The sequence below is a fragment of the Bacillus sp. 5B6 genome (assembly GCF_000259405.1).
Classification (GTDB): domain Bacteria; phylum Bacillota; class Bacilli; order Bacillales; family Bacillaceae; genus Bacillus; species Bacillus velezensis.
Genome location: NZ_AJST01000001.1, coordinates 2069941 through 2088512 on the forward strand (window position 1 = coordinate 2069941; position 18572 = coordinate 2088512).

At 47.3% G+C, this 18572-nt stretch carries 24 protein-coding genes; 1 reads left to right on the plus strand and 23 read right to left on the minus strand.

What is annotated here, in order from left to right; genetic code table 11:
• Positions 1 to 80 precede the first annotated feature (80 nt).
• Complete coding sequence (locus MY7_RS09675) at positions 81 to 572, minus strand: CcdC protein domain-containing protein (RefSeq protein ID WP_007612326.1); 492 nt, start codon at positions 570 to 572, stop codon at positions 81 to 83.
• A 149-nt stretch (positions 573 to 721) separates the two neighbouring features.
• Entirely contained in the window at positions 722 to 1153 is a 432-nt protein-coding gene (locus tag MY7_RS09680; RefSeq protein ID WP_003153363.1) for a peptidylprolyl isomerase, read from the minus strand.
• A 284-nt stretch (positions 1154 to 1437) separates the two neighbouring features.
• Between MY7_RS09680 and MY7_RS09685 the strand changes: the two genes are divergently transcribed.
• On the plus strand, positions 1438 to 2337 hold the full coding sequence (locus MY7_RS09685) for a DUF1002 domain-containing protein (RefSeq protein ID WP_014418285.1): 900 nt from the start codon (positions 1438 to 1440) through the stop codon (positions 2335 to 2337).
• 44 nt (positions 2338 to 2381) lie between these two features.
• On the opposite strand, the gene lysA is transcribed toward MY7_RS09685, so the two are convergent.
• The 21 genes from lysA to MY7_RS09790 form a co-directional block, all read right to left on the minus strand.
• Positions 2382 to 3701: a diaminopimelate decarboxylase gene (gene lysA, locus MY7_RS09690; RefSeq protein WP_007612330.1), complete on the minus strand. Its 1320-nt coding sequence runs from the start codon at positions 3699 to 3701 to the stop codon at positions 2382 to 2384.
• Between the two features lie 124 nt (positions 3702 to 3825).
• Positions 3826 to 5307, minus strand: coding sequence for a spore germination protein (locus MY7_RS09695; protein WP_007612331.1), 1482 nt, complete (start codon positions 5305 to 5307; stop codon positions 3826 to 3828).
• Positions 5261 to 5869 (minus strand): stage V sporulation protein AE, encoded by a 609-nt coding sequence (locus MY7_RS09700; protein WP_029326123.1) that lies wholly within the window; start codon positions 5867 to 5869, stop codon positions 5261 to 5263. Before MY7_RS09700 ends, MY7_RS09695 begins: the two co-directional genes overlap by 47 nt.
• Positions 5870 to 5872: 3 nt before the next feature.
• Positions 5873 to 6223 (minus strand): stage V sporulation protein AE, encoded by a 351-nt coding sequence (gene spoVAE, locus MY7_RS09705; protein ID WP_007409415.1) that lies wholly within the window; start codon positions 6221 to 6223, stop codon positions 5873 to 5875.
• Positions 6224 to 7240, minus strand: coding sequence for a stage V sporulation protein AD (spoVAD, locus tag MY7_RS09710; RefSeq protein WP_007612333.1), 1017 nt, complete (start codon positions 7238 to 7240; stop codon positions 6224 to 6226). It abuts the gene before it with no gap.
• An 11-nt stretch (positions 7241 to 7251) separates the two neighbouring features.
• Entirely contained in the window at positions 7252 to 7704 is a 453-nt protein-coding gene (gene spoVAC, locus MY7_RS09715) for a stage V sporulation protein AC (protein ID WP_007612334.1), read from the minus strand.
• Between the two features lie 12 nt (positions 7705 to 7716).
• Entirely contained in the window at positions 7717 to 8142 is a 426-nt protein-coding gene (locus tag MY7_RS09720; RefSeq protein ID WP_029326122.1) for a stage V sporulation protein AB, read from the minus strand.
• Entirely contained in the window at positions 8132 to 8752 is a 621-nt protein-coding gene (locus tag MY7_RS09725; RefSeq protein WP_003153349.1) for a stage V sporulation protein AA, read from the minus strand. Before MY7_RS09725 ends, MY7_RS09720 begins: the two co-directional genes overlap by 11 nt.
• 126 nt (positions 8753 to 8878) lie before the next feature.
• On the minus strand, positions 8879 to 9646 hold the full coding sequence (gene sigF / locus MY7_RS09730; protein WP_007612336.1) for an RNA polymerase sporulation sigma factor SigF: 768 nt from the start codon (positions 9644 to 9646) through the stop codon (positions 8879 to 8881).
• An 11-nt stretch (positions 9647 to 9657) separates the two neighbouring features.
• Positions 9658 to 10098, minus strand: coding sequence for an anti-sigma F factor (gene spoIIAB, locus MY7_RS09735; protein WP_003153347.1), 441 nt, complete (start codon positions 10096 to 10098; stop codon positions 9658 to 9660).
• A complete protein-coding gene (gene spoIIAA, locus MY7_RS09740) occupies positions 10095 to 10448 on the minus strand; it encodes an anti-sigma F factor antagonist (protein WP_007409411.1) in 354 nt (117 codons plus the stop codon). The genes spoIIAB and spoIIAA overlap by 4 nt, the downstream gene beginning before the upstream one ends.
• A gap of 95 nt (positions 10449 to 10543) precedes the next feature.
• Complete coding sequence (locus MY7_RS09745) at positions 10544 to 11713, minus strand: D-alanyl-D-alanine carboxypeptidase family protein (protein WP_007612342.1); 1170 nt, start codon at positions 11711 to 11713, stop codon at positions 10544 to 10546.
• A 137-nt stretch (positions 11714 to 11850) separates the two neighbouring features.
• On the minus strand, positions 11851 to 12669 hold the full coding sequence (locus MY7_RS09750; RefSeq protein WP_007612343.1) for a purine-nucleoside phosphorylase: 819 nt from the start codon (positions 12667 to 12669) through the stop codon (positions 11851 to 11853).
• A gap of 12 nt (positions 12670 to 12681) precedes the next feature.
• The gene (deoB, locus tag MY7_RS09755; RefSeq protein WP_015417748.1) at positions 12682 to 13866 is read right to left on the minus strand and encodes a phosphopentomutase; all 1185 of its coding nucleotides are present in this window, start codon (positions 13864 to 13866) and stop codon (positions 12682 to 12684) included.
• A 168-nt stretch (positions 13867 to 14034) separates the two neighbouring features.
• Complete coding sequence (gene xerD / locus MY7_RS09760) at positions 14035 to 14925, minus strand: site-specific tyrosine recombinase XerD (RefSeq protein WP_007612347.1); 891 nt, start codon at positions 14923 to 14925, stop codon at positions 14035 to 14037.
• Between the two features lie 7 nt (positions 14926 to 14932).
• Positions 14933 to 15160, minus strand: coding sequence for a YqzK family protein (locus MY7_RS09765; RefSeq protein ID WP_003153331.1), 228 nt, complete (start codon positions 15158 to 15160; stop codon positions 14933 to 14935).
• Positions 15161 to 15275: 115 nt separating this feature from the next.
• Entirely contained in the window at positions 15276 to 15725 is a 450-nt protein-coding gene (gene fur, locus MY7_RS09770; protein WP_003153330.1) for a ferric iron uptake transcriptional regulator, read from the minus strand.
• Between the two features lie 112 nt (positions 15726 to 15837).
• Positions 15838 to 16482 carry a stage II sporulation protein M gene (gene spoIIM / locus MY7_RS09775; protein WP_007409404.1) on the minus strand — a complete coding sequence of 215 codons (645 nt, stop codon included), beginning with the start codon at positions 16480 to 16482 and terminating at the stop codon, positions 15838 to 15840.
• 76 nt (positions 16483 to 16558) lie between these two features.
• A complete protein-coding gene (locus MY7_RS09780) occupies positions 16559 to 16786 on the minus strand; it encodes a hypothetical protein (RefSeq protein WP_029326121.1) in 228 nt (75 codons plus the stop codon).
• 56 nt (positions 16787 to 16842) lie between these two features.
• Positions 16843 to 17133: a hypothetical protein gene (locus tag MY7_RS09785; protein WP_003153325.1), complete on the minus strand. Its 291-nt coding sequence runs from the start codon at positions 17131 to 17133 to the stop codon at positions 16843 to 16845.
• 113 nt (positions 17134 to 17246) lie between these two features.
• On the minus strand, positions 17247 to 18560 hold the full coding sequence (locus MY7_RS09790) for an NAD-dependent malic enzyme (protein WP_007409402.1): 1314 nt from the start codon (positions 18558 to 18560) through the stop codon (positions 17247 to 17249).
• Between the last annotated feature and the right edge of the window lie 12 nt (positions 18561 to 18572).

The following is an 18572-nucleotide window of genomic DNA, read 5'->3' on the forward strand; positions in this document are numbered from 1 at the left end:
TAGCCATGGTCGTTTTTATTTTACCATGAATCCCTGCATAGAGGGCAAATAAGCCCCGCACCTCATCCATTTTTTTCATTTTATAAGCCGGATCTGCTGATTTTACGGTATTTCACGAAGCTTCCGATCCGCCAAATGCACAAATACACAAAAGCAAGTTCCATCGTTAAAACGGCGAATTCCGCCGCGTCAATGTTTTTGAAATATTGGCTGAGCGCGATACGGATCGCAATAATCGCGATAATGACATATTTAAAGTTTTTATTCCGCTTGGAGTAGACAAAGCCGTCTTCCCGGATTTCATAGGCGGTTTGCGACAGCATGATGACGCCGAATACCGCGCCTAACAGTCCGGCGATGGCGAGCTCCCAAAGAGCGGGAAAATGAAACGGCTTTCCCGGGATATTCATGAGCTGGCTGATGCTGAATGTGAAAATGACGGCGATAATCAAAAGCGGGAGAATGATGCCGAAGCCGCCGCCTTTAATCGGCCTGTTTCCCTTTTTCACCCTGAACCAAATAATAAGTGCGAGAATAATAATGACAAATAAAACGGTTGCCAATTGAACCAACGTTTCTACCTCTTTTCATTGTTGTAATCGGTCTTTATCACTATACCAGAGGAACTGCTATCGTTCATATATGTATTTTTTCATGATTTACACATGAGAATTTTCATATACATAAAAAAACCCGCCTGAAAAAGGCGGGTTTTCCGTCATTATCCTTCTACACGGATTTCTTTCATTTTGTCCCCGTTAGACATGTTTTTCGCATGCTCTAAACCGCTTGTCACTTTTCCGAATACAGTATGAACGCCGTTTAAATGCGGCTGCGGCTCATGTACGATGAAGAATTGGCTTGAACCCGTGTCTTTACCGGCATGCGCCATCGATAAAGAACCGGCTTCGTGCTTATGCGGATTGCCTTCTGTTTCACATTTGATCGTTTTTCCGCTTCCGCCCATGCCTGTCCCAGTCGGATCTCCGCCTTGGCTGACAAAGCCCGGAATCACGCGGTGGAAAATAACGCCGTCATAAAAGCCCGTATTCGCCAGGTTTTCAAAGTTAGCGACTGTATTAGGCGCTTCATTCGGATAAAGTTCAAATTCGATTCTGCTGCCGTTTTCCATTTCGATGTAACCAGTTTTCATTCTCATTCCTACTTCCGTATTGTTTTTTGTCAAAGCCTTCTTCAATATGAATTTCAATTGTAAGCCGGCTTTCTTTTTGATATTCTTTTGAAGGAAGAGGCCTCTGCTCTTCTTTTCGCGGCTATTATACCACACCTTCAGCCGGAAAACGAATCTCCCCGCTTCCGCAGAAAGAAAATGAAACCAGAACAGCTTCACAGCCGTCTATGTATCGGAACTGCTTCACGCAGGCCCTCACAAACCGCTTCAAAACGGCATTTGTGAAAAGAAGGAGGTTAACCGCTTTGAAAAAAATGTGGATTGGATTGCTGGCGGCGGCCGTTGTATTGTGCACAATACCGAAAATCAGCCTGGCCGATGCCGCAGTCGGAGATGTCATCGTCACACTGGGGGCGGATCTGTCAAACGAAAACCGTCAGAAAGTGCTTGACGAATTAAATGTCCCTGATAACGCGACAAAAGTGACGGTCACGAATAAAGAAGAACATGAATATCTGGGAAAATATATATCGAATGCCCAAATCGGCACAAGAGCCATCTCTTCATCATCCATCACGGTGGCAAAGAAAGGGTCCGGGCTTGACGTTAAGACCCATAATATCGATTCCATCACGGATGAAATGTACTTAAACGCCCTGATGACAGCAGGCGTGAAAGATGCGAAAGTATACGTGACGGCGCCGTTTGAGGTATCAGGCACCGCAGCATTAACGGGAATCATCAAGGCATATGAAGTCTCATCAGACAAAGCGATTTCAGAAGATGTAAAACAGGTCGCCAACCAAGAGCTTGTCACCACTTCAAATCTCGGGGATAAAATCGGGGATAAAAACGCCTCCGCGCTCATCGCAAACATTAAAGATGATTTCGCGAAAAACGGTGTGCCCGATACAAAAGAAGGAATCGAGAAAAAGGTCGATGATGCGGCTTCAAACCTTAACATTACACTGACTGACGCTCAAAAAGACCAGCTCGTTTCATTGTTTAATAAAATGAAAAACGCCAAGATTGATTGGGGCCAAGTCGGCAGCCAGCTTGACAAGGCAAAAGACAAAATCACGAAGTTCATTCAATCCGATGAAGGCAAAAGCTTTGTTCAAAAAGTCATTGATTTCTTCGCTTCGATTTGGAATGCGATCGTGTCTGTATTTACAGGAGACAGCGGATCAAGTTCTAACAGCTGAGTGCAAAAAGAGACCGGACGCCATTGTTCCGGTCTCTTTTTCATTTATTGTTTGACCCCCGTCTTAAACGGCAGATCCAGTTTTACAATGTCTTCATAAGTTTCCCTTCTAATGACAAGATGCGCTTCGCCGTCTTCCACAAAAACGACGGCGGGACGCGGAATGCGGTTGTAGTTGTTAGCCATGCTGTATCCGTACGCTCCCGTGCAGAAAACGGCGAGAAGATCGCCTTCTTTCACTTCCGGAAGATCTATATCCCAAATGAGCATATCACCGCTTTCACAGCACTTACCCGCGATGGATACCGTTTTGTCGTGGTGTTCTCCGATTCTGTTTGCCGATACGGCTTCATATTTCGCCTGATACAGCGCAGGACGGATATTATCGCTCATGCCCCCGTCAACCGCTGCATATTTACGGGTGCCGGGCACTTCTTTTTGCGAACCGATGGTATAAAGCGTCGTTCCGGCGTCACCGACGAGCGAGCGTCCCGGTTCAATCCAGATCTCCGGAATATTAAAAGCGTGCAGCGCTGCGTTTTCTTTTACCGCTTCAATAATTTTTTCCACATAAACGGCGGGATGAAGAGGTTCATCCTCCTCCGTGTAGCGGATGCCGAAGCCGCCCCCTAAATTCAGCACTTCAGAGACAAAGCCGAATGATTCTCTCCATTCATTCAGTTTTGCGAAGATTTTTTCTGCGGCCAGCACAAAGCCCGCCGTATCAAAAATTTGTGATCCGATGTGGCAGTGAACGCCGAGAAGGCGGATATGGTCTGACTGTAATACTTGTTCAATCGCCTTTTCTATTTGCCCGTTATGCAGATCAAAACCGAATTTGGAATCTTCCTGTCCCGTCGTAATATAATCATGCGTATGCGCCTCTACCCCCGGAGTGATCCGCAGAAGCACATCCATTGTGCGCCCTGATTTGCGGCACAGTTCCGCAAGTAAGGATATTTCATGAAAATTATCAACGACGATGCAGCCGATTTGATGATCAAGCGCCATTTTCAGCTCTTCTTTGCTTTTGTTATTGCCGTGAAAATGAATCCGGTCAGCCGGAAAACCAGCCGCAACCGCCGTAAACAGCTCTCCGCCTGATACAACGTCCAATGAGAGCCCCTCCTGCTCAGCGAGCTGTATCATCGCAACGGAAGAAAACGCCTTGCTCGCGTACGCGACCTGCGCCTTTAATTCCGCATCAATGAATGCCTGTTTAAAGCTTTTAGCGCGCTCACGTATTAAAGCCACATCGTAAACATAAAGAGGCGTGCCGTAATGCTCCGCTAAATACAGCGCGTCCACACCTCCGATTTCCAAATGACCTAGTTTGTTTTGTCTGCTTGTGCCATGTAAGAACAATGCTCATTCCCTCTTTCTGATCCGCATATGGGTGAAAAGGACAGCTTCTTTTGAGCTGTCCTTATACAAGTCCCGTATAAGTTAAGACATACAATATCATAATCTTCTGTCGGTTTCAATGCGATTATGAACCGCTTGGCTGTCTTTGACGGTCTTTCGGGTGAACAATGCTCGGTCTGACTTTCGCTCCCGGCACTGTCGTCCGGACGAGCACCTGCCACAGCGCCTTGCCGTTAAACGGTAAAAACGGCCATAAATACGGCGTATGAAACGAGCGGATATTCGCCATTATGATCAGCAGCAATGTAAAACCTATCACAAAGCCTTTCACTTGGAAAATGGCCACGAGCACCATTAAGATGAGGCGTATCATTTTATTGGCGAGGCTGAGCTCATAGCTCGGCGTGGTAAATGATCCGATGGCGGCGATCGATACGTACAGAATCACTTCTGCTGAAAACAGCCCCACCGCTATGGCGATTTGACCGATCAGCACCGCCGCAATCAGACCCATGGCGGTGGATAAAGCGGTCGGCGTATGGATCGCGGCCATCCTGAGAAACTCAATCCCCAAATCAGCCAAAAAGATTTGCAGAATGATCGGGATATGCGTATTTTTATTTAAACCGATAAAATCCAATCTTTCAGGCAGAAGAGACGGTTCAAGAACAAAGAGGAACCAGATCGGAAGCAGGACCGTTGAAGCGATAATACCGAAGAACCTGATCCATCTTAAAAATGTTCCCACTGAAGGCGCCTGCCTGTATTCTTCCGCATGCTGAACATGGTGAAAAATCGTTGTCGGCGTTATGATCACGCTCGGTGACGTATCAACGACGATGATGACGTGCCCTTCCAAAATGTGATTGGCGGCCACATCCGGCCGCTCCGTGTATCTGACCATCGGAAACGGATTGTAGCCCTGTTTGACGATGAATTCTTCCACCGTTTTATCAGCCATCGTCAATCCGTCAATGTCAATCGCATTCACTTCGTTTTCGACGATGCTGACAAGATCCGGATCCGCGATGTCCTCTATATACACAATGGCAAGATCGGTCTTAGAGCGCTCGCCGACTTTCGTAATTTTGACGCGGAGCCTTTCGTCCCTGATTCGTCTTCTGATCAATGCTGTATTAATGACGATATTTTCGATAAAACCGTCTCTTGCTCCGCGGACGACCTTTTCCGTATCCGGTTCTTCAGGTGTGCGTCCGGGGTAACTTCTGACGTCAACGATAAAGGCGAAGCCCGCGTCTTCAACGATAACGGCGACAAGTCCGGAAAGCACCTGATCCGTTACTTCGTCGAGCGTTTTGACTTTTTGGACCTGCTGATTGACAAGCCTGTTTTCAACAACGTCAATCGCTTCATCCGCATTCTCGTCATAATTATTGATGTCGACGAGCTGTTCCATTAAATGAACGATAAACAAAGTATCGGTTAATCCGTTGACAAAGTAAATCTGAACTTCCCGGTCTAATACTCGAACTTTGCGGACGCCGACATCATAGCTCGTTCCCATACCGACGCGGTCTTTAAAAAATTGTTCATTTTTTCTAGGATCCCGGTACACCTTGATCATGTTTTCCGGTTTTTCCGGCATGGCTTTCGCTCCTTTCTAAAATGAATTCGACCGCCTTCATCGTGATCGGCGAGCCTTTGGATATGTCATCTTTTCTCCCCATCTTTCCTATGTCGCCGATGCCCACAATGAGGGGAACGTCCAATTTATCCAGACAATACACCGTATCTCCGTTCATTCTGTGCTCGTCCATTTCTCTCATTCCGGTTTTATCGACGCCAAACTCCGTCACTTCTCCATCACGGTCAATGGAGACATCTACTTTCGTCCATTCAGCCTGATGGGTCTTAGAAGCGACCGCAATCACCCCCAGCACTTCAACGTCCTGATGTGAGGCGACATATTTCAGTGCCGTTTCGCCCGGACCTTCCCCTTGCAGGCCTGAATCGTCAAACATGACAAACACCGGGTCATTCGGCGCGGCTTTAATCAGCTGAACAAGTTCGGGCCCGCTTCTCGTTGACGGATTGCCCTTTGATTGGGAAATACACCGACCGCCTGCTTTTTCCGCGGCATATTCAATTGTTTTGGCGGCGTATACGTCCCCGTCTGTCACAAGAATGACCTTCCGTTTCGTCATCAGGCATTATCCTTTCGGTTTAAAAATAACGGCTACAAGAAATGCGAATAAAATCGCTGAAGATATACCGGCGGAAGTAAGTTCAAAAATCCCCATGGCGATCCCGATAAATCCATGCTCGTGAGCTTGATGCATGGCGCCGTGCAATAAGCTGTGACCGAAGCTGACGATGGGAACCGTCGCGCCCGCACCTGCGAATTCGATAAATTTATCATATATTCCGAACCCATCTAACAAGGCGCCGATGACGACAAAAGTTGTCATCACATGGGCGGGTGTCAGTTTAAAAATGTCAAGCAGCAGCTGACCGATAATGCAGATGATTCCCCCGCAAACAAAAGCCAACAGATATTCCATTTATGATGCACCTCCCGCCCGCTCAAATACCACACCGTGCGCGATGGTCGGAATGGTTTCCTTCTGCTGGATCATTGTCGGACTTAAAAGCGCTCCTGTCGCGACAACGAGTACCCTGTTTAGAGTCCCTGCTTTTAATTGATTAAAAATATGTGTGTACGTAACAAGCGCAGAGCAGGCGCAGCCGCTTCCGCCCGCAAACACCTGCTGGTCCGGCGTATAGATGAGAAGACCGCAGTCATCGTGTTTCGTTCCCACAGGATAGCCTTCTTCTTTGAGCAAATCTTTCACGATCGGCGAGCCGACACCTGAAAGGTCACCCGTTAAAATCAGATCATAATCATCCGCCGTGCGGTTTAAGTCCTGCAGGTGCTGTTTGATTGTGTCGGCGGCAGCGGGCGCCATGGCGGATCCCATATCAAACGGATCTGTTATTCCGAGATCGCTTACTTTTCCCACTGTTGCGCTTGTAATCTTGATATCAGAAGGGTTTTGGCTGATGATGACCGCCCCGCCCCCCGTGACCGTTGAAGTGGCGGTATCCGGTTTTTGCCCGCCATACTCCGTCGGATTGCGGAATTGCCGTTCTGCCGTCGCGTTATGGCTGCTCGTGGCTGCGATCGCCCGGTTCGCAAAACCGCCGTCAATGAGCGCGGATGCGACGGCAATCGTTTCCATTGAAGTCGAACAGGCGCCGAACAGACAGAGGAACGGAATTTTCAGATGTCTGGCGACGTAGTTGGCGGTCACATTTTGATTTAAAAGATCCCCCGCGAGTAACAAATCAATATCGCTCTTTTTCAAATTCTGTTTTTGCAAAGCGGAGTTGATGGCATCTTCCATTAACTGACGTTCCGCCATTTCCCAGTTTTTCTGATTGCAGTGCATTTCATCGTATGTCTTATCAAACAGCGAACCGAGCGGGCCGTCTTTTTCTTTCGGTCCGGCTGCCGTCCCCGTCGAATTTACAAATAACGGGTTTTCAAATACCCAGGTTTGCTTTCCGGTCAATTTCATTTTTTCTCCTCCTACGAAAACAGTTTTTCACAAGCAAACCGTATCAGACCTACGATATAGGCTGCCACGACGCCGAATACAATGACGTTTCCCGCCAATTTAAACATGTTTGTCGCTACCCCGAGCACGAGTCCTTCACTTCTGTGTTCCAGAGCGGCGCTTGTCATACTGTTTGCAAAACCTGTCACCGGCACGGCTGAACCCGCTCCGGCAAACTGCCCGAGTCTGTCATAAATACCGAATCCGGTCAAAAGGGCGGAAATTAAAATAAGAGTGGCGGACGTCGGGTTGCCCGCTGTTTTTTCATTAAAATTAAAAAAGTGGATGTAAAAGTCTTGAAGAGCCTGCCCGATCAGACAGATCAAACCGCCAATCAGAAAGGCTTTGACGCAATTCCAAACATATGGCGGTTTCGGCTGATAGTCTTTCACTTTTGTTTTGTAATTTTCTTTTAAGTTTGTCACGTCGGTTCCTCCTTATGAATGATGGATAAAATACAGCCAATGAAATAAAGAGCCGGCTATTTTGCCGAACACAATGGCCATCAGCAATATGATGATTTTGCTGCCGAAGCCGATCCGTTTGGCAAGAATGGGAAGCACATTCAGCACTTCTGTAAGCGCGGCGGCCAGCATGCCGACAAACATGCCGGCCAAAAGCCCGACCGGAACGGCCAGCCATTCAGATAAAAAAAAATGATTCATATTTAAGGTTTCCCAGCCGCCGAACACAGCTCCTGAAATAACAGCTCCTTCGTAGGCCTGTACAAAGCGCATTGTTTTTGTCAGCTGCATAAGGCGGGGGACGATTCCCATAACGGTTAAAAAAGCCACAAAGCCCGCACCCACGGTCAGCCCTCCGCCAAGCCCGACAAATATAACGAAAAGAATGCTAACGATCATGCAGATCTTTCATCGTCTCTTCATTTTCGTGCATTGCGACATAGTGATCGAGATCAAGCTGATAATTAAACATCTCGACTTCCAGCGGGCTTGGCTCTTCATTCAGGCGTTTTTTGAAGATGTGATTAAAAAAGACGATCATACCGAGACCGAGGCCGATGCTGTATGGAATCTGAAGCAGATACGGATATTCATTCCGTTCGCCCGTTATGATTTCATATAAGGCGATATGAACTTCTCTCATACTGACATCTTCATGAAAATTCATAATGGCAAGACATGAACCGATAAAAAGCAGGAGCCAGACACCGACGAATAAAACGGCTGACAGCTGCTTTTTTTGGTAATGGATTTCCACTATCGTTTCAGCGCCGCCGACGGTCTGTACATCAAGCGCGGGAAAAGCGGTATGAATGGTTTTCAGCACTTTTATGATGTCCAGCACGACGATATTTTTGTCTTTTTTCGTGACCTTATACAGCGGTAGTGCCGACAGTTTTTTTTTCAGCTTTTGCTGTCCCGCGATCTGTGCGGCGTCGCCGACTGTGATGATATCTCCGGTATGAGCCTTCACGCGGTGGCGAAGTCTGAGAAATATTCGTCTTTCCATCTTGCATCACCATCTTTCGGGTGGTTATATATGTAGTATGTGGTTCACTTTTGTTCTCATTCATCAGCGGCAAAAGACCATAAATTACCACCGATGCACAAATAAAAAAAGCCGGCCCGTAAAAGGTCAGCTTTCCGTATGATCCATCTGCACTTTAATCTGCTTTAATATTTTTTTCTCCAGCCTCGATACCTGGACTTGGGAAATCCCGAGCCGTTCGGCTACTTCCGACTGTGTCTGATCTTTATAATATCTCAGATAGACAATGAGTTTTTCCCGTTCTTCCAAATCATTGATCGCTTCCTTGAGGGCGATTTTGTCAAACCACTTCTCTTCTGAATGATCGGCGATCTGATCAAGCAGGGTGATCGGGTCTCCGTCATTTTCATACACGGTCTCATGAATGGATGAAGGCGCCCGCACCGCTTCCTGCGCAAGCACCACATCCTCCGCATCAATTTCTAAATGATCCGCGATTTCCTGGACGGTCGGCACTCTTCCGTATGTTTTTGACAGTTCATCTTTCGCCCGGCGTATTTTATTGCCGAGCTCTTTTAAAGATCTTGATACTTTGACGGTTCCGTCATCGCGGATGAAGCGCTGGATTTCTCCGATAATCATCGGCACGGCATAAGTTGAAAAACGGACATCATAGGACAAATCGAATTTATCAACGGATTTTAACAATCCGATACAGCCGATCTGAAACAGATCGTCCGGCTCATAGCCTCTGTTTAAGAACCTTTGAACGACGGACCACACAAGACGCATGTTTTTTTCTATGAGGAGGTCTCTTGCCTGCTGGTCGCCCTCTTGGCTCTTTTTGATTAATTCTTTGACTTCATGGTCCTTGAGCTGCGCGTTTTTGCTGTTTTTCTTAACCTCCACATCCATAACAAATCTCCTTAATTACAAAGCGCTTTGCTTTTTGATAGGTGTTTTGTTAAGCGTATCGTCGTTCCCATCTCCGGCGAGGAATCAATCGTGACATCATCCATGAAGTTTTCCATAATGGTAAAGCCCATTCCGGAGCGCTCAAGCTCGGGTTTTGTCGTAAAGAGCGGCTGGCGCGCTTCCTCAAGATCCGTGATCCCGAGGCCTTCATCACGTATGGTCAGATAGACGACATGATCCTCTAGCGTAACGGAGATGTACACCTTTCCGTCGCAGTTTTCTTCATAGCCGTGGATGATTGCGTTTGTTACCGCTTCTGATACGACGGTCTTGATTTCCGTCAGCTCATCCATCGTCGGGTCGAGCTGTGCGATAAAAGAAGCAACTGTTACGCGCGCAAACGATTCGTTCTGACTGAGGGCTGAAAATTCAAGATGCATCTCGTTTTTCATGATGCCACCCCCAACGTTAAAAGCGCTTTTTGTTCTGATTGTTCGAACCTGATGATTTTAAACAGGCCGGACATGTCAAACAGACGTCTCACCGCGGGCGAAATCGCGCACACGACCATTTCTCCGCCGAGCTGTTTAATTTGTTTATAACGCCCTAAAATCACGCCGAGGCCGGAGCTGTCCATGAAGGTAAGATCTTCAAGGTTCAGCACGATGTGACGGATGCCGTCAGCCTCCAGCGATTCAGTAACCTTTTGTTTTAATGATTCTGCCGTATGATGGTCGAGTTCACCTGTTAATCGAATACAAAGCACGGATTCTTTGACATGAAAGTCAATTCCAAGGCTCATGCTCATTCCTCCTTGATATGATCGGATAATGAGTGTTTCGATTTTCGGGAAAGCAATTCCTTCACTATGACAAAACTAGTGCCCGTTCGCCACGATTATTTAAATTTTGTCCAATCTCCCATCGTCCGCTTCAGAAAAGTGAGAAAACCCGCTTTTTCCATGTCGTCTTTTGCCGTGACCGGGCTTTCAACGAGCACCTTTCCGTCTTTTTTCAGAACGAGGCTGCCGAGCACCTCTCCTTTTTTAACCGGAGCCGTTACATTGCCGTTGATTTTCACTTCTTTTTTTACTTTGTCCATGTTCTCTCCCTTTTTGGCCAGAAGAGAAATCGGCTCAGATGTGGTCAGCTTGATCAGTTTCTTTTTTCCTTTTTTCACTTTTACCGTTCCGACGATTTGATCCCGTTTGTACAGCGGGTGTGTTTTGAACTGGCTGAAGGCGTAATCAAGCATTTTGGTCACTTGGGCATTTCTTTCTTTCGGAGTGCTGGCTCCGAAAACGACAGCAATGACCCTCATATTTCCTTTTTTAGCGGTGGCGGTTAAACAATACTTTGCTTCGCCTGTAAAGCCCGTCTTCACGCCGTCTACACCCGGATAAAATTTGATCAGCCGGTTTGTATTGACGAGCCAGAACTTTTTGTCTGTATTTTCTCTTAAATAATCCTCATACGTTCCCGTAAATTGAGTGATTTTATCATACTTTAATAATTCCTTCGCCATTTTCGCCATATCATAAGCAGAGCTGTAATGGTCTTTTTCGGGCAGTCCCGTCGGGTTTTTGAAGGAGGTATCTTTCAATCCCAATTCTTTTGCTTTTTTGTTCATCCGGCTGACGAAATCCTCTTCCGAACCGGCGATATACTCCGCCATTGCGACGGATGCGTCATTTCCGGAAGCTATCGCAATTCCTTTGAGCATTTCTTTTACCGTCATTTCTTCTCCGGGTTCAAGGAAAATCTGTGATCCGCCCATGGACGCAGCATGTTCACTCGTCCTGACTTTATCGCTCATCTTTATTTTCCCTTTGTCAAGCGCTTCCATGATTAAAAGCATGGTCATGATTTTTGTCATGCTTGCCGGCGCCAGACGCTCCCGGCTGTTCTTGTTATAAAGAATGCTTCCCGTATCGCGTTCAATCAGCACGGCGCTTTTGGCTTCATGAGCGAGCTCCGATGTATGTTTTCCGTCCGGCTTTGCAAAAGCGGACGGTGCTGATGCCGTTAATAAAATGCCAATCAACAAAGTGGATATAAGACGTTTCATCTCCAAAGCCCTCCATTTCATAATCCTTTTTATTTTTTCCAAATCCGGTGGTTTTATACGCCTTATCTGGAAAATATTCCGTGTTGAGGGCACAAAAAAAACAGCTGCTTCCGAAGAAACAGCTGACTGATGCTGACTTATTTTTGAGAACGTGCGACTACGGCTTTTACAAGCTTCAAAAAGCCGCCTTTTACTTTTTCCGTCATTTCCATTACTTCTTCATGGGATAACGGCTGGTCAAGAATACCTGCCGCCGCGTTGGAAATGCATGAGATGCCGAGCACGCGCATCCCCGCGTGGTTGGCGACGATGACTTCCGGCACGGTCGACATGCCGACAGCGTCAGAACCCATCGTTCTTAAAAACCGAACCTCAGCAGGCGTTTCGTAAGACGGCCCCGTAACAGCTGTATACACCCCTTTTTGAACAGGAATGCCCAGCTCATCGGCCGTTTTTTCAGCCAAGCTTGACAGCTCTTTGTCATAGGCTTCTGACATGTCCGGGAATCTCGGTCCGAATTCAGCTTCGTTCGGCCCGATTAACGGGTTGGTGCCCGTAAAGTTGATGTGGTCTGTAATAATCATCAGATCGCCGGCGCGGAATTCAGTGTTGATACCGCCGGCTGCATTCGTCACGACGAGAGATTCAACGCCGAGCGCCTTCATCACGCGGACGGGAAATGTGACCTGATCCATTGAGTAGCCTTCATAGTAATGAAAGCGGCCTTGCATCGCGATGACCTGCACTCCTTCAAGCGTTCCCATCACAAGCTGGCCGGCATGGCCTTCTACCGTTGAGACCGGAAAATCAGGAATCGTTTCATATGTAAGCTTGACAGCTCCTTCAATTTCATCGGCCAATACGCCGAGCCCTGATCCTAAAATCAGACCGATCTTTGGTGTTTCTTTCACGTGTTCTTTAATAAATGCAGCAGCACGTTCGATCTTTTGTTTCAAAAAAAGTCCCCCCTACTGTAATCTTGATAAAAAGCTTTTTCCGTATTCCGGCTTTTCTGTTTTGAAATTATCCGCAATGGTTGCGCCGATATCGGCAAATGTATCCGCAAGCGGCAGCTGTTCAGTGTGTTTGTGCTTTTTGCTGTACACAAGAAGCGGCACATACTCCCTCGTGTGATCCGTGCCGTGATGGACAGGATCATTGCCGTGATCCGCAGTGATGATAAGCAGATCGTCTTCTTTCATTTTTTCAAACACTTCCGGAAGCCTCGCGTCGAATTCCTCGAGCGCTTTTCCGTACCCTTCCGGATCGCGGCGGTGTCCGTACAGCGCGTCAAAATCAACGAGATTGGCAAAGCTCAGGCCCGTGAACTCTTCACCGAGCGTTTCAATCACTTTGTCCATGCCATCCATATTAGATACCGTGCGGCGGGAAGATGTAATGCCTTCTCCGTCATAAATATCAGAAATTTTGCCGATGGAAATGACGTCTAATCCGCTGTCTTTCATTCCGTTCATTACCGTGCGGCCGAACGGTTTGAGCGCATAATCATGACGGTTCGGCGTGCGTTTGAAGCTGCCCGGTTCTCCGACGAACGGTCTTGCGATAATCCGGCCGACCATGTATTTCGGATCAAGCGTCAGTTCTCTGGCCGTTTCACAGATGCTGTACAGTTCGTCAAGCGGAACGACATCTTCGTGAGCCGCAATCTGCAGGACGGAATCTGCTGATGTATAAACGATCAGCGCGCCCGTTTCCATATGTTCTTTTCCGAGCTCGTCCAGAATCGCCGTGCCTGAAGCCGGCTTATTGCCGATGATTTTCCGTCCTGAACGCCGCTCAAGTTCCTGAAGAAGTTCATCCGGAAATCCTTCCGGGAACACTTTAAACGGTTTTTCAATGTAGAGGCCCATAATCTCCCAGTGTCCCGTCATCGTATCTTTCCCGTTTGACGCCTCCTGCATTTTTCCGTAGTACGCAAGAGGGTGCTCCGTTTTTTCCACGCCCTTAATGTCTCCGATCAGTCCGAGACCGAGCTGCGCCATATGGGGCATATGTAAGCCGTTCATGTGCTCTGCGATGTGTCCGAGCGTATTTGCGCCTATATCATTAAAATCGGCGGCGTCCGGCGCTTCACCGATTCCGACAGAATCCATTACGATCAAAAATACCCGGTTATATTTGTATTCAGACATCATAAAAACCTCCTTTTCTTCCATCTGTCCATTGTAGCTTACAGAGGTCAGACAACTCAAGTATAAACCGTTTACATTCTTGTTGACAATGCCGATTCAAATAATTAGAACCTTCTCTGTATTCCGCCAATCCGGCAAAAAAAGCCGCGGCCCCTCTGGCAGCGGCTCCTAAGCGCGCGGATGATACTGTTTGTACACGTCCTTCAGCCTTGTTTTCGTCACATGCGTATAAATTTGCGTCGTGGAAATATCGGCATGTCCGAGCATCTCCTGCACGGCGCGCAAATCCGCCCCGTTTTCGAGCAGGTGCGTTGCAAAAGAGTGCCTAAGCGTGTGCGGTGTCAGCTCTTTTTTAATCCCCGCTTCAAGTGCGATTTTTTTCAGGTTTTTCCAAAAACCTTGACGGCTGATCTGCCTGCCGTGATGATTCAGAAAAAGCGCTTCGGTTACGTTTTTCTTTAATAATTTCCCTCTGGCTTTTTCAATGTATGCTTCTATCGCATGAGAAGCAGCTTCACCAATCGGCACAATCCGCTCTTTCCGCCCTTTTCCGAAGCAGCGGACGAATCCCATCGTCAAATGGACGTCGGATAATTTCAGCTCGATCATCTCGCTGACCCTGATGCCGGTTGCGTACAGCAGTTCAAGCATGGCTTTATCCCTGAGACCGAACGGGCTGTCAAGCTTAGGCGTGTCCAATAACCGCTCAACTTCGTGAAGCGCCAATACTTTCGGAAGCGTCCGCTCTGTTTTTTGTGTTTCAATATGTACCGAAGGATCTTTATCCGCGGCTTTTTCCCTTAACAGAAATTGATGAAAAGACCGGATCGACGCCAAGTGCCTCGCAGACGTCTTGCCGGATTTCCCGGAGTCCTTTATATGCTTTAAATATTGAATAATATGAAGACGGGTCACATCATTCCATGAAGTGATCTGAAGGCTTTCAGTTAAGAAGAGAGAATAACTTTTCAGATCACGCTCATAGGACATCATCGTATTTTGGGACAGCCCTCTTTCAACCCTCACATAATGGATGAAATCCTTAATTTGATCCTTCACTCTTGATCTACTCCCCGTTTTGGTAAAAAAAGATCAATCGGCCGAACCAGCCGTCTTTCTCCTCATGTTCCGTTTTGGCCACTTTGACGGCGGAGCCTTCCGGTTTATCGTACCGATGATAGTTTTCATACTCTGAATTCACCCATATCATAGCATAATAGAACAGCGCGGTAAAACCTGTGAACAGAATAAACACTTTGATCGTATCCGCGGCTGTTTTTAGGAATCTGCCCATCTTTCGATCGACCCTTTCTGTTGGCGGCTGTTAGTACACCTTATGCCAATTTCAAAGGCTTTTATACATAAAAACAGCAAAAAACCCTTTCCTGGCAGAAAAGGTTCGTAGGCTTTTACTCTGTTTCATCCCCGCGGCAGCGGTGGCAGATTCCGTGAAAAGTCAATCTATGATCTTTAATTTTAAATTTCCAATCACGTTCAATCACTTCTTCAACGTCTTCAAGCAGATCTTCTTCAATTTCATCGACGGCTCCGCACTCCATGCACACCAAATGGTGATGAAAGTGAGCCGCGCCTTCTTTGCGAAGGTCGTAGCGGGATACGCCGTCCCCGAAGTTAATTTTATCAACGACTTTTAGCTCTGTTAATAATTCTAATGTACGGTATACTGTAGCGAGACCAATTTCAGGAGATTTCTCTTTTACGAGGAGGTATACATCTTCTGCGCTTAAATGGTCTTCTTCGTTTTCAAGCAGCACTCTTACCGTTGCTTCCCGCTGTGGCGTAAGCTTGTAGCTTGACGAGTGCAGCTGCTTTTTAATTCGATCAATACGGTTTTCCATGTCTTTCCCTCCTACGCCGCATTCCATGACTCATTATAACAAAATACGCGCAGAGTTCCAACTATAATTATTATAAACTGATAAATAAAAGTATTATTTTGTGATAATCATTCTAAAATATGCGTGATGACAGCTTTTCCATAAACAGCGGAGACACGTACGCCTCGAGCAGCGAGGCGATGACCGAGAAGAAAACGATGAGAATCAGCACGAAGGCGTAGCGTCCGAACCATTGGATCGGCGCGTCATGAAGGCTGCGTTTGACAAACAGCTGCCGGATCAGTTTCAGTGAAAAAGCGATGGAGCATGTCCCCATGATAAGATATGCCGGAATGAGAACGATGTTTTGCGGCAGAACCGAAATAAATGACAGGAAAAACCCGTTCATCCCCATCTGATTCACTAAAAAACCGACAGTGAAGCCGACGACGATTCCTTTCAAAAACACCATAATGAAAATAACCGGAAGACCGATCACGGAAATACCGAGGATCCACATCAGCCCCAAATATTTCACATCATGAAAGACGGCCTGCCAAAACATTTCTGAAGCGCCGGCATGTTTTCCGTCAGACAGCTGTCCGAAAAACTTGCTTAAATAGTAATACAAATCTTCTTTCTGCGTGATGGTCATGCTGTTGACGATGATCGCCCCGAAAATGACCCCCATCAAAAACAAGACGAACACAAATATATAAAGTGACAGATGATCCTTTACATGGCGAAAAAACAGTTCTTTGTACGATTGTTTTCTCATACCGCTTTCCTCCCGCTAATCTATTGACTTGATTTAGTAGATTGTATGAAAGAAAAGAGAAAACATGACAGAGAAATCATAGAAAGGCGCGAGATTCGGGCATAAAAAAAGAACCCCCGTCATCACTCCGGTGATCATAGGGGTTCCTTTTTTTATGCTTTATTCTTTCAAGCCTGTCTTTTTTGGTTTTCGTCACTCTTTCATGGGTGCTGAAAGACGGCGACGTCCCCCTTGACAGGACTGCGTCACGCATCCCGTTTCTTTTGAGATGCTCCCGCATTTTTTTCGTTTTGCTCTTCGCCATGTGCCAATCGCTCCTTTTTCCCTTTTCTTTATCATAACAAAAAAATCCAGATGTGTTCATGAATACGGCTCATGTTTCGACCGGTAAGCGCGCAGAGACGTTTTGGCAGATGAATAGCTCCCCATTGCGGCGTATCCGTAAAAAAACCCCATAAAAATCCCCGCATACACGTGTTCATGATGACCGAAAACGATAGACACAACATTTCCGGCAGCAAGGGCAATCGTGGGAACGAATATGCCTGGAACCCGGCAGAACACTTTGATCAGCTGTGTGACGCATAAGACGACCGGCACCCCGATCACAGCATCCCAAATATTTGTATGGATCAGCGGAAAATAATCCACATCGACACCTCTTTATTCCGTCTTTTGCTATCTGTTAGCCTGCCTAAGAATTCCGCTTCCTATTCATGATAAAAAAAACAGCACCGGCACATGTCCGGTACTGTAAGAGTTGTTTATTTTCCTGCCGCGGCCCGTTCTACGGCTGCTGATACGGCTTGATGCACGTCCGCATCCAAAGGCTGAGGCACGAGATCGCCGTGTTTTGTGCAAGAGGCGATGGCTTCTGCGGCCGCCACAAGCATTTCATGGTCGATTTTCTTGCTTTTGGCGTTCAGCGCGCCGCGGAAAATCCCCGGGAAGCCGAGAACATTATTGACCGAACGGCCGTCAGCTGCATAAGCGGCTCCGGCTTGTAATGCCTCTTCCGGTTCAATCTCCGGCTTCGGATTAGATAAAGCCAGAATGACGTGTCCTTTTCTGACATCCTCTTTTTTAATGAGACCCGGAACTCCTGTGGTGCTGATCACAATGTCACACGTGTCCATTAATTCTTTGATGCTTCCAAGCGGCTGACCTCCGTACTGAGCGAGGCGGTTCATTGCGTCTTCTGATTTGTCCGTTCCGCAGACCGCTTTGACTCCGTATGCCATAAACATGCGGCAGATGGCGACGCCTGCCGCGCCGAGACCGATCTGACCGACCTTCGCTTCTTTTAAATCAAGACCGGCGCTTTTACAAGCGGAAATGGCGGCGGCGAGCGTGACGACCGCCGTGCCGTGCTGGTCATCGTGCATAACCGGAATGTCCAGTTCTTCTTTCAGGCGGTCTTCAATGTCAAAGCAGTGAGGCGAACCGATATCTTCAAGCAGAATTCCGCTGAACCCCGGAGAAATATGTTTTACCGTGCGAATGATTTCTTCCGGATCAGAGGTATCGAGCAAAATCGGAATTCCGCTGATACCCGCCAGCTGGTCAAAAAGCGCGGCTTTCCCTTCCATTACGGGCATTCCGGCGACAGAGCCGATATTGCCGAGGCCGAGAATCGCCGTGCCGTCGGTGACAATGGCGACAGAATTGCTGATTGTCGTATAGATGGACGCTTTTTCAGGCTCGTTTTCAATCAGTCTGCACACATCGGCGACGCCCGGCGTATAAACACGGCCAAGCTCAGCCAATGTCCGGATCGGCATTTTGCTTTTCATCTGAATTTTGCCGCCTTCATGAGCAGAGAGCACTTCATCTGAGACTGTATGAAGACGGATGCCTTCACCGAGAGCTTCAATGGCTTGAATGATTTCCTGCAGCTGCTCTTCGTTTTCAGCCTGCACCGTAATGTTGCGCATTGTGTAGTTCGGGCCGACTTTAACGGTTTCAACTTCCCCGATATCTCCGCCCATCACTCCGATGGCGGTTGCCACTTTTCCGAGATTTCCGGGAACAGTCGGCGTTTCAATCATTAACGTCCGAATCATATGCTTTGTAATCATGAAATGAACCTC

What these genes read in the sequence shown, in the direction of transcription:
- MY7_RS09720 (WP_029326122.1), bottom strand. Translation starts at nt 8,142, where the DNA reads ATGATCGTTAGCATTCTTTTCGTTATATTTGTCGGGCTTGGCGGAGGG.
- MY7_RS09680 (WP_003153363.1), bottom strand. Translation starts at nt 1,153, where the DNA reads ATGAAAACTGGTTACATCGAAATGGAAAACGGCAGCAGAATCGAATTT.
- MY7_RS09695 (WP_007612331.1), bottom strand. Translation starts at nt 5,307, where the DNA reads ATGCCGGAAAAACCGGAAAACATGATCAAGGTGTACCGGGATCCTAGA.
- spoVAD (WP_007612333.1), bottom strand. Translation starts at nt 7,240, where the DNA reads ATGAAATTGACCGGAAAGCAAACCTGGGTATTTGAAAACCCGTTATTT.
- MY7_RS09765 (WP_003153331.1), bottom strand. Translation starts at nt 15,160, where the DNA reads ATGGGCAGATTCCTAAAAACAGCCGCGGATACGATCAAAGTGTTTATT.
- MY7_RS09780 (WP_029326121.1), bottom strand. Translation starts at nt 16,786, where the DNA reads ATGGCGAAGAGCAAAACGAAAAAAATGCGGGAGCATCTCAAAAGAAAC.
- spoIIAA (WP_007409411.1), bottom strand. Translation starts at nt 10,448, where the DNA reads ATGAGCCTTGGAATTGACTTTCATGTCAAAGAATCCGTGCTTTGTATT.
- spoIIM (WP_007409404.1), bottom strand. Translation starts at nt 16,482, where the DNA reads ATGAGAAAACAATCGTACAAAGAACTGTTTTTTCGCCATGTAAAGGAT.
- spoVAE (WP_007409415.1), bottom strand. Translation starts at nt 6,223, where the DNA reads ATGGAATATCTGTTGGCTTTTGTTTGCGGGGGAATCATCTGCATTATC.
- spoIIAB (WP_003153347.1), bottom strand. Translation starts at nt 10,098, where the DNA reads ATGAAAAACGAGATGCATCTTGAATTTTCAGCCCTCAGTCAGAACGAA.
- sigF (WP_007612336.1), bottom strand. Translation starts at nt 9,646, where the DNA reads ATGGATGTGGAGGTTAAGAAAAACAGCAAAAACGCGCAGCTCAAGGAC.
- deoB (WP_015417748.1), bottom strand. Translation starts at nt 13,866, where the DNA reads ATGTCTGAATACAAATATAACCGGGTATTTTTGATCGTAATGGATTCT.
- MY7_RS09725 (WP_003153349.1), bottom strand. Translation starts at nt 8,752, where the DNA reads ATGGAAAGACGAATATTTCTCAGACTTCGCCACCGCGTGAAGGCTCAT.
- MY7_RS09790 (WP_007409402.1), bottom strand. Translation starts at nt 18,560, where the DNA reads ATGATTACAAAGCATATGATTCGGACGTTAATGATTGAAACGCCGACT.
- MY7_RS09745 (WP_007612342.1), bottom strand. Translation starts at nt 11,713, where the DNA reads ATGAAACGTCTTATATCCACTTTGTTGATTGGCATTTTATTAACGGCA.
- fur (WP_003153330.1), bottom strand. Translation starts at nt 15,725, where the DNA reads ATGGAAAACCGTATTGATCGAATTAAAAAGCAGCTGCACTCGTCAAGC.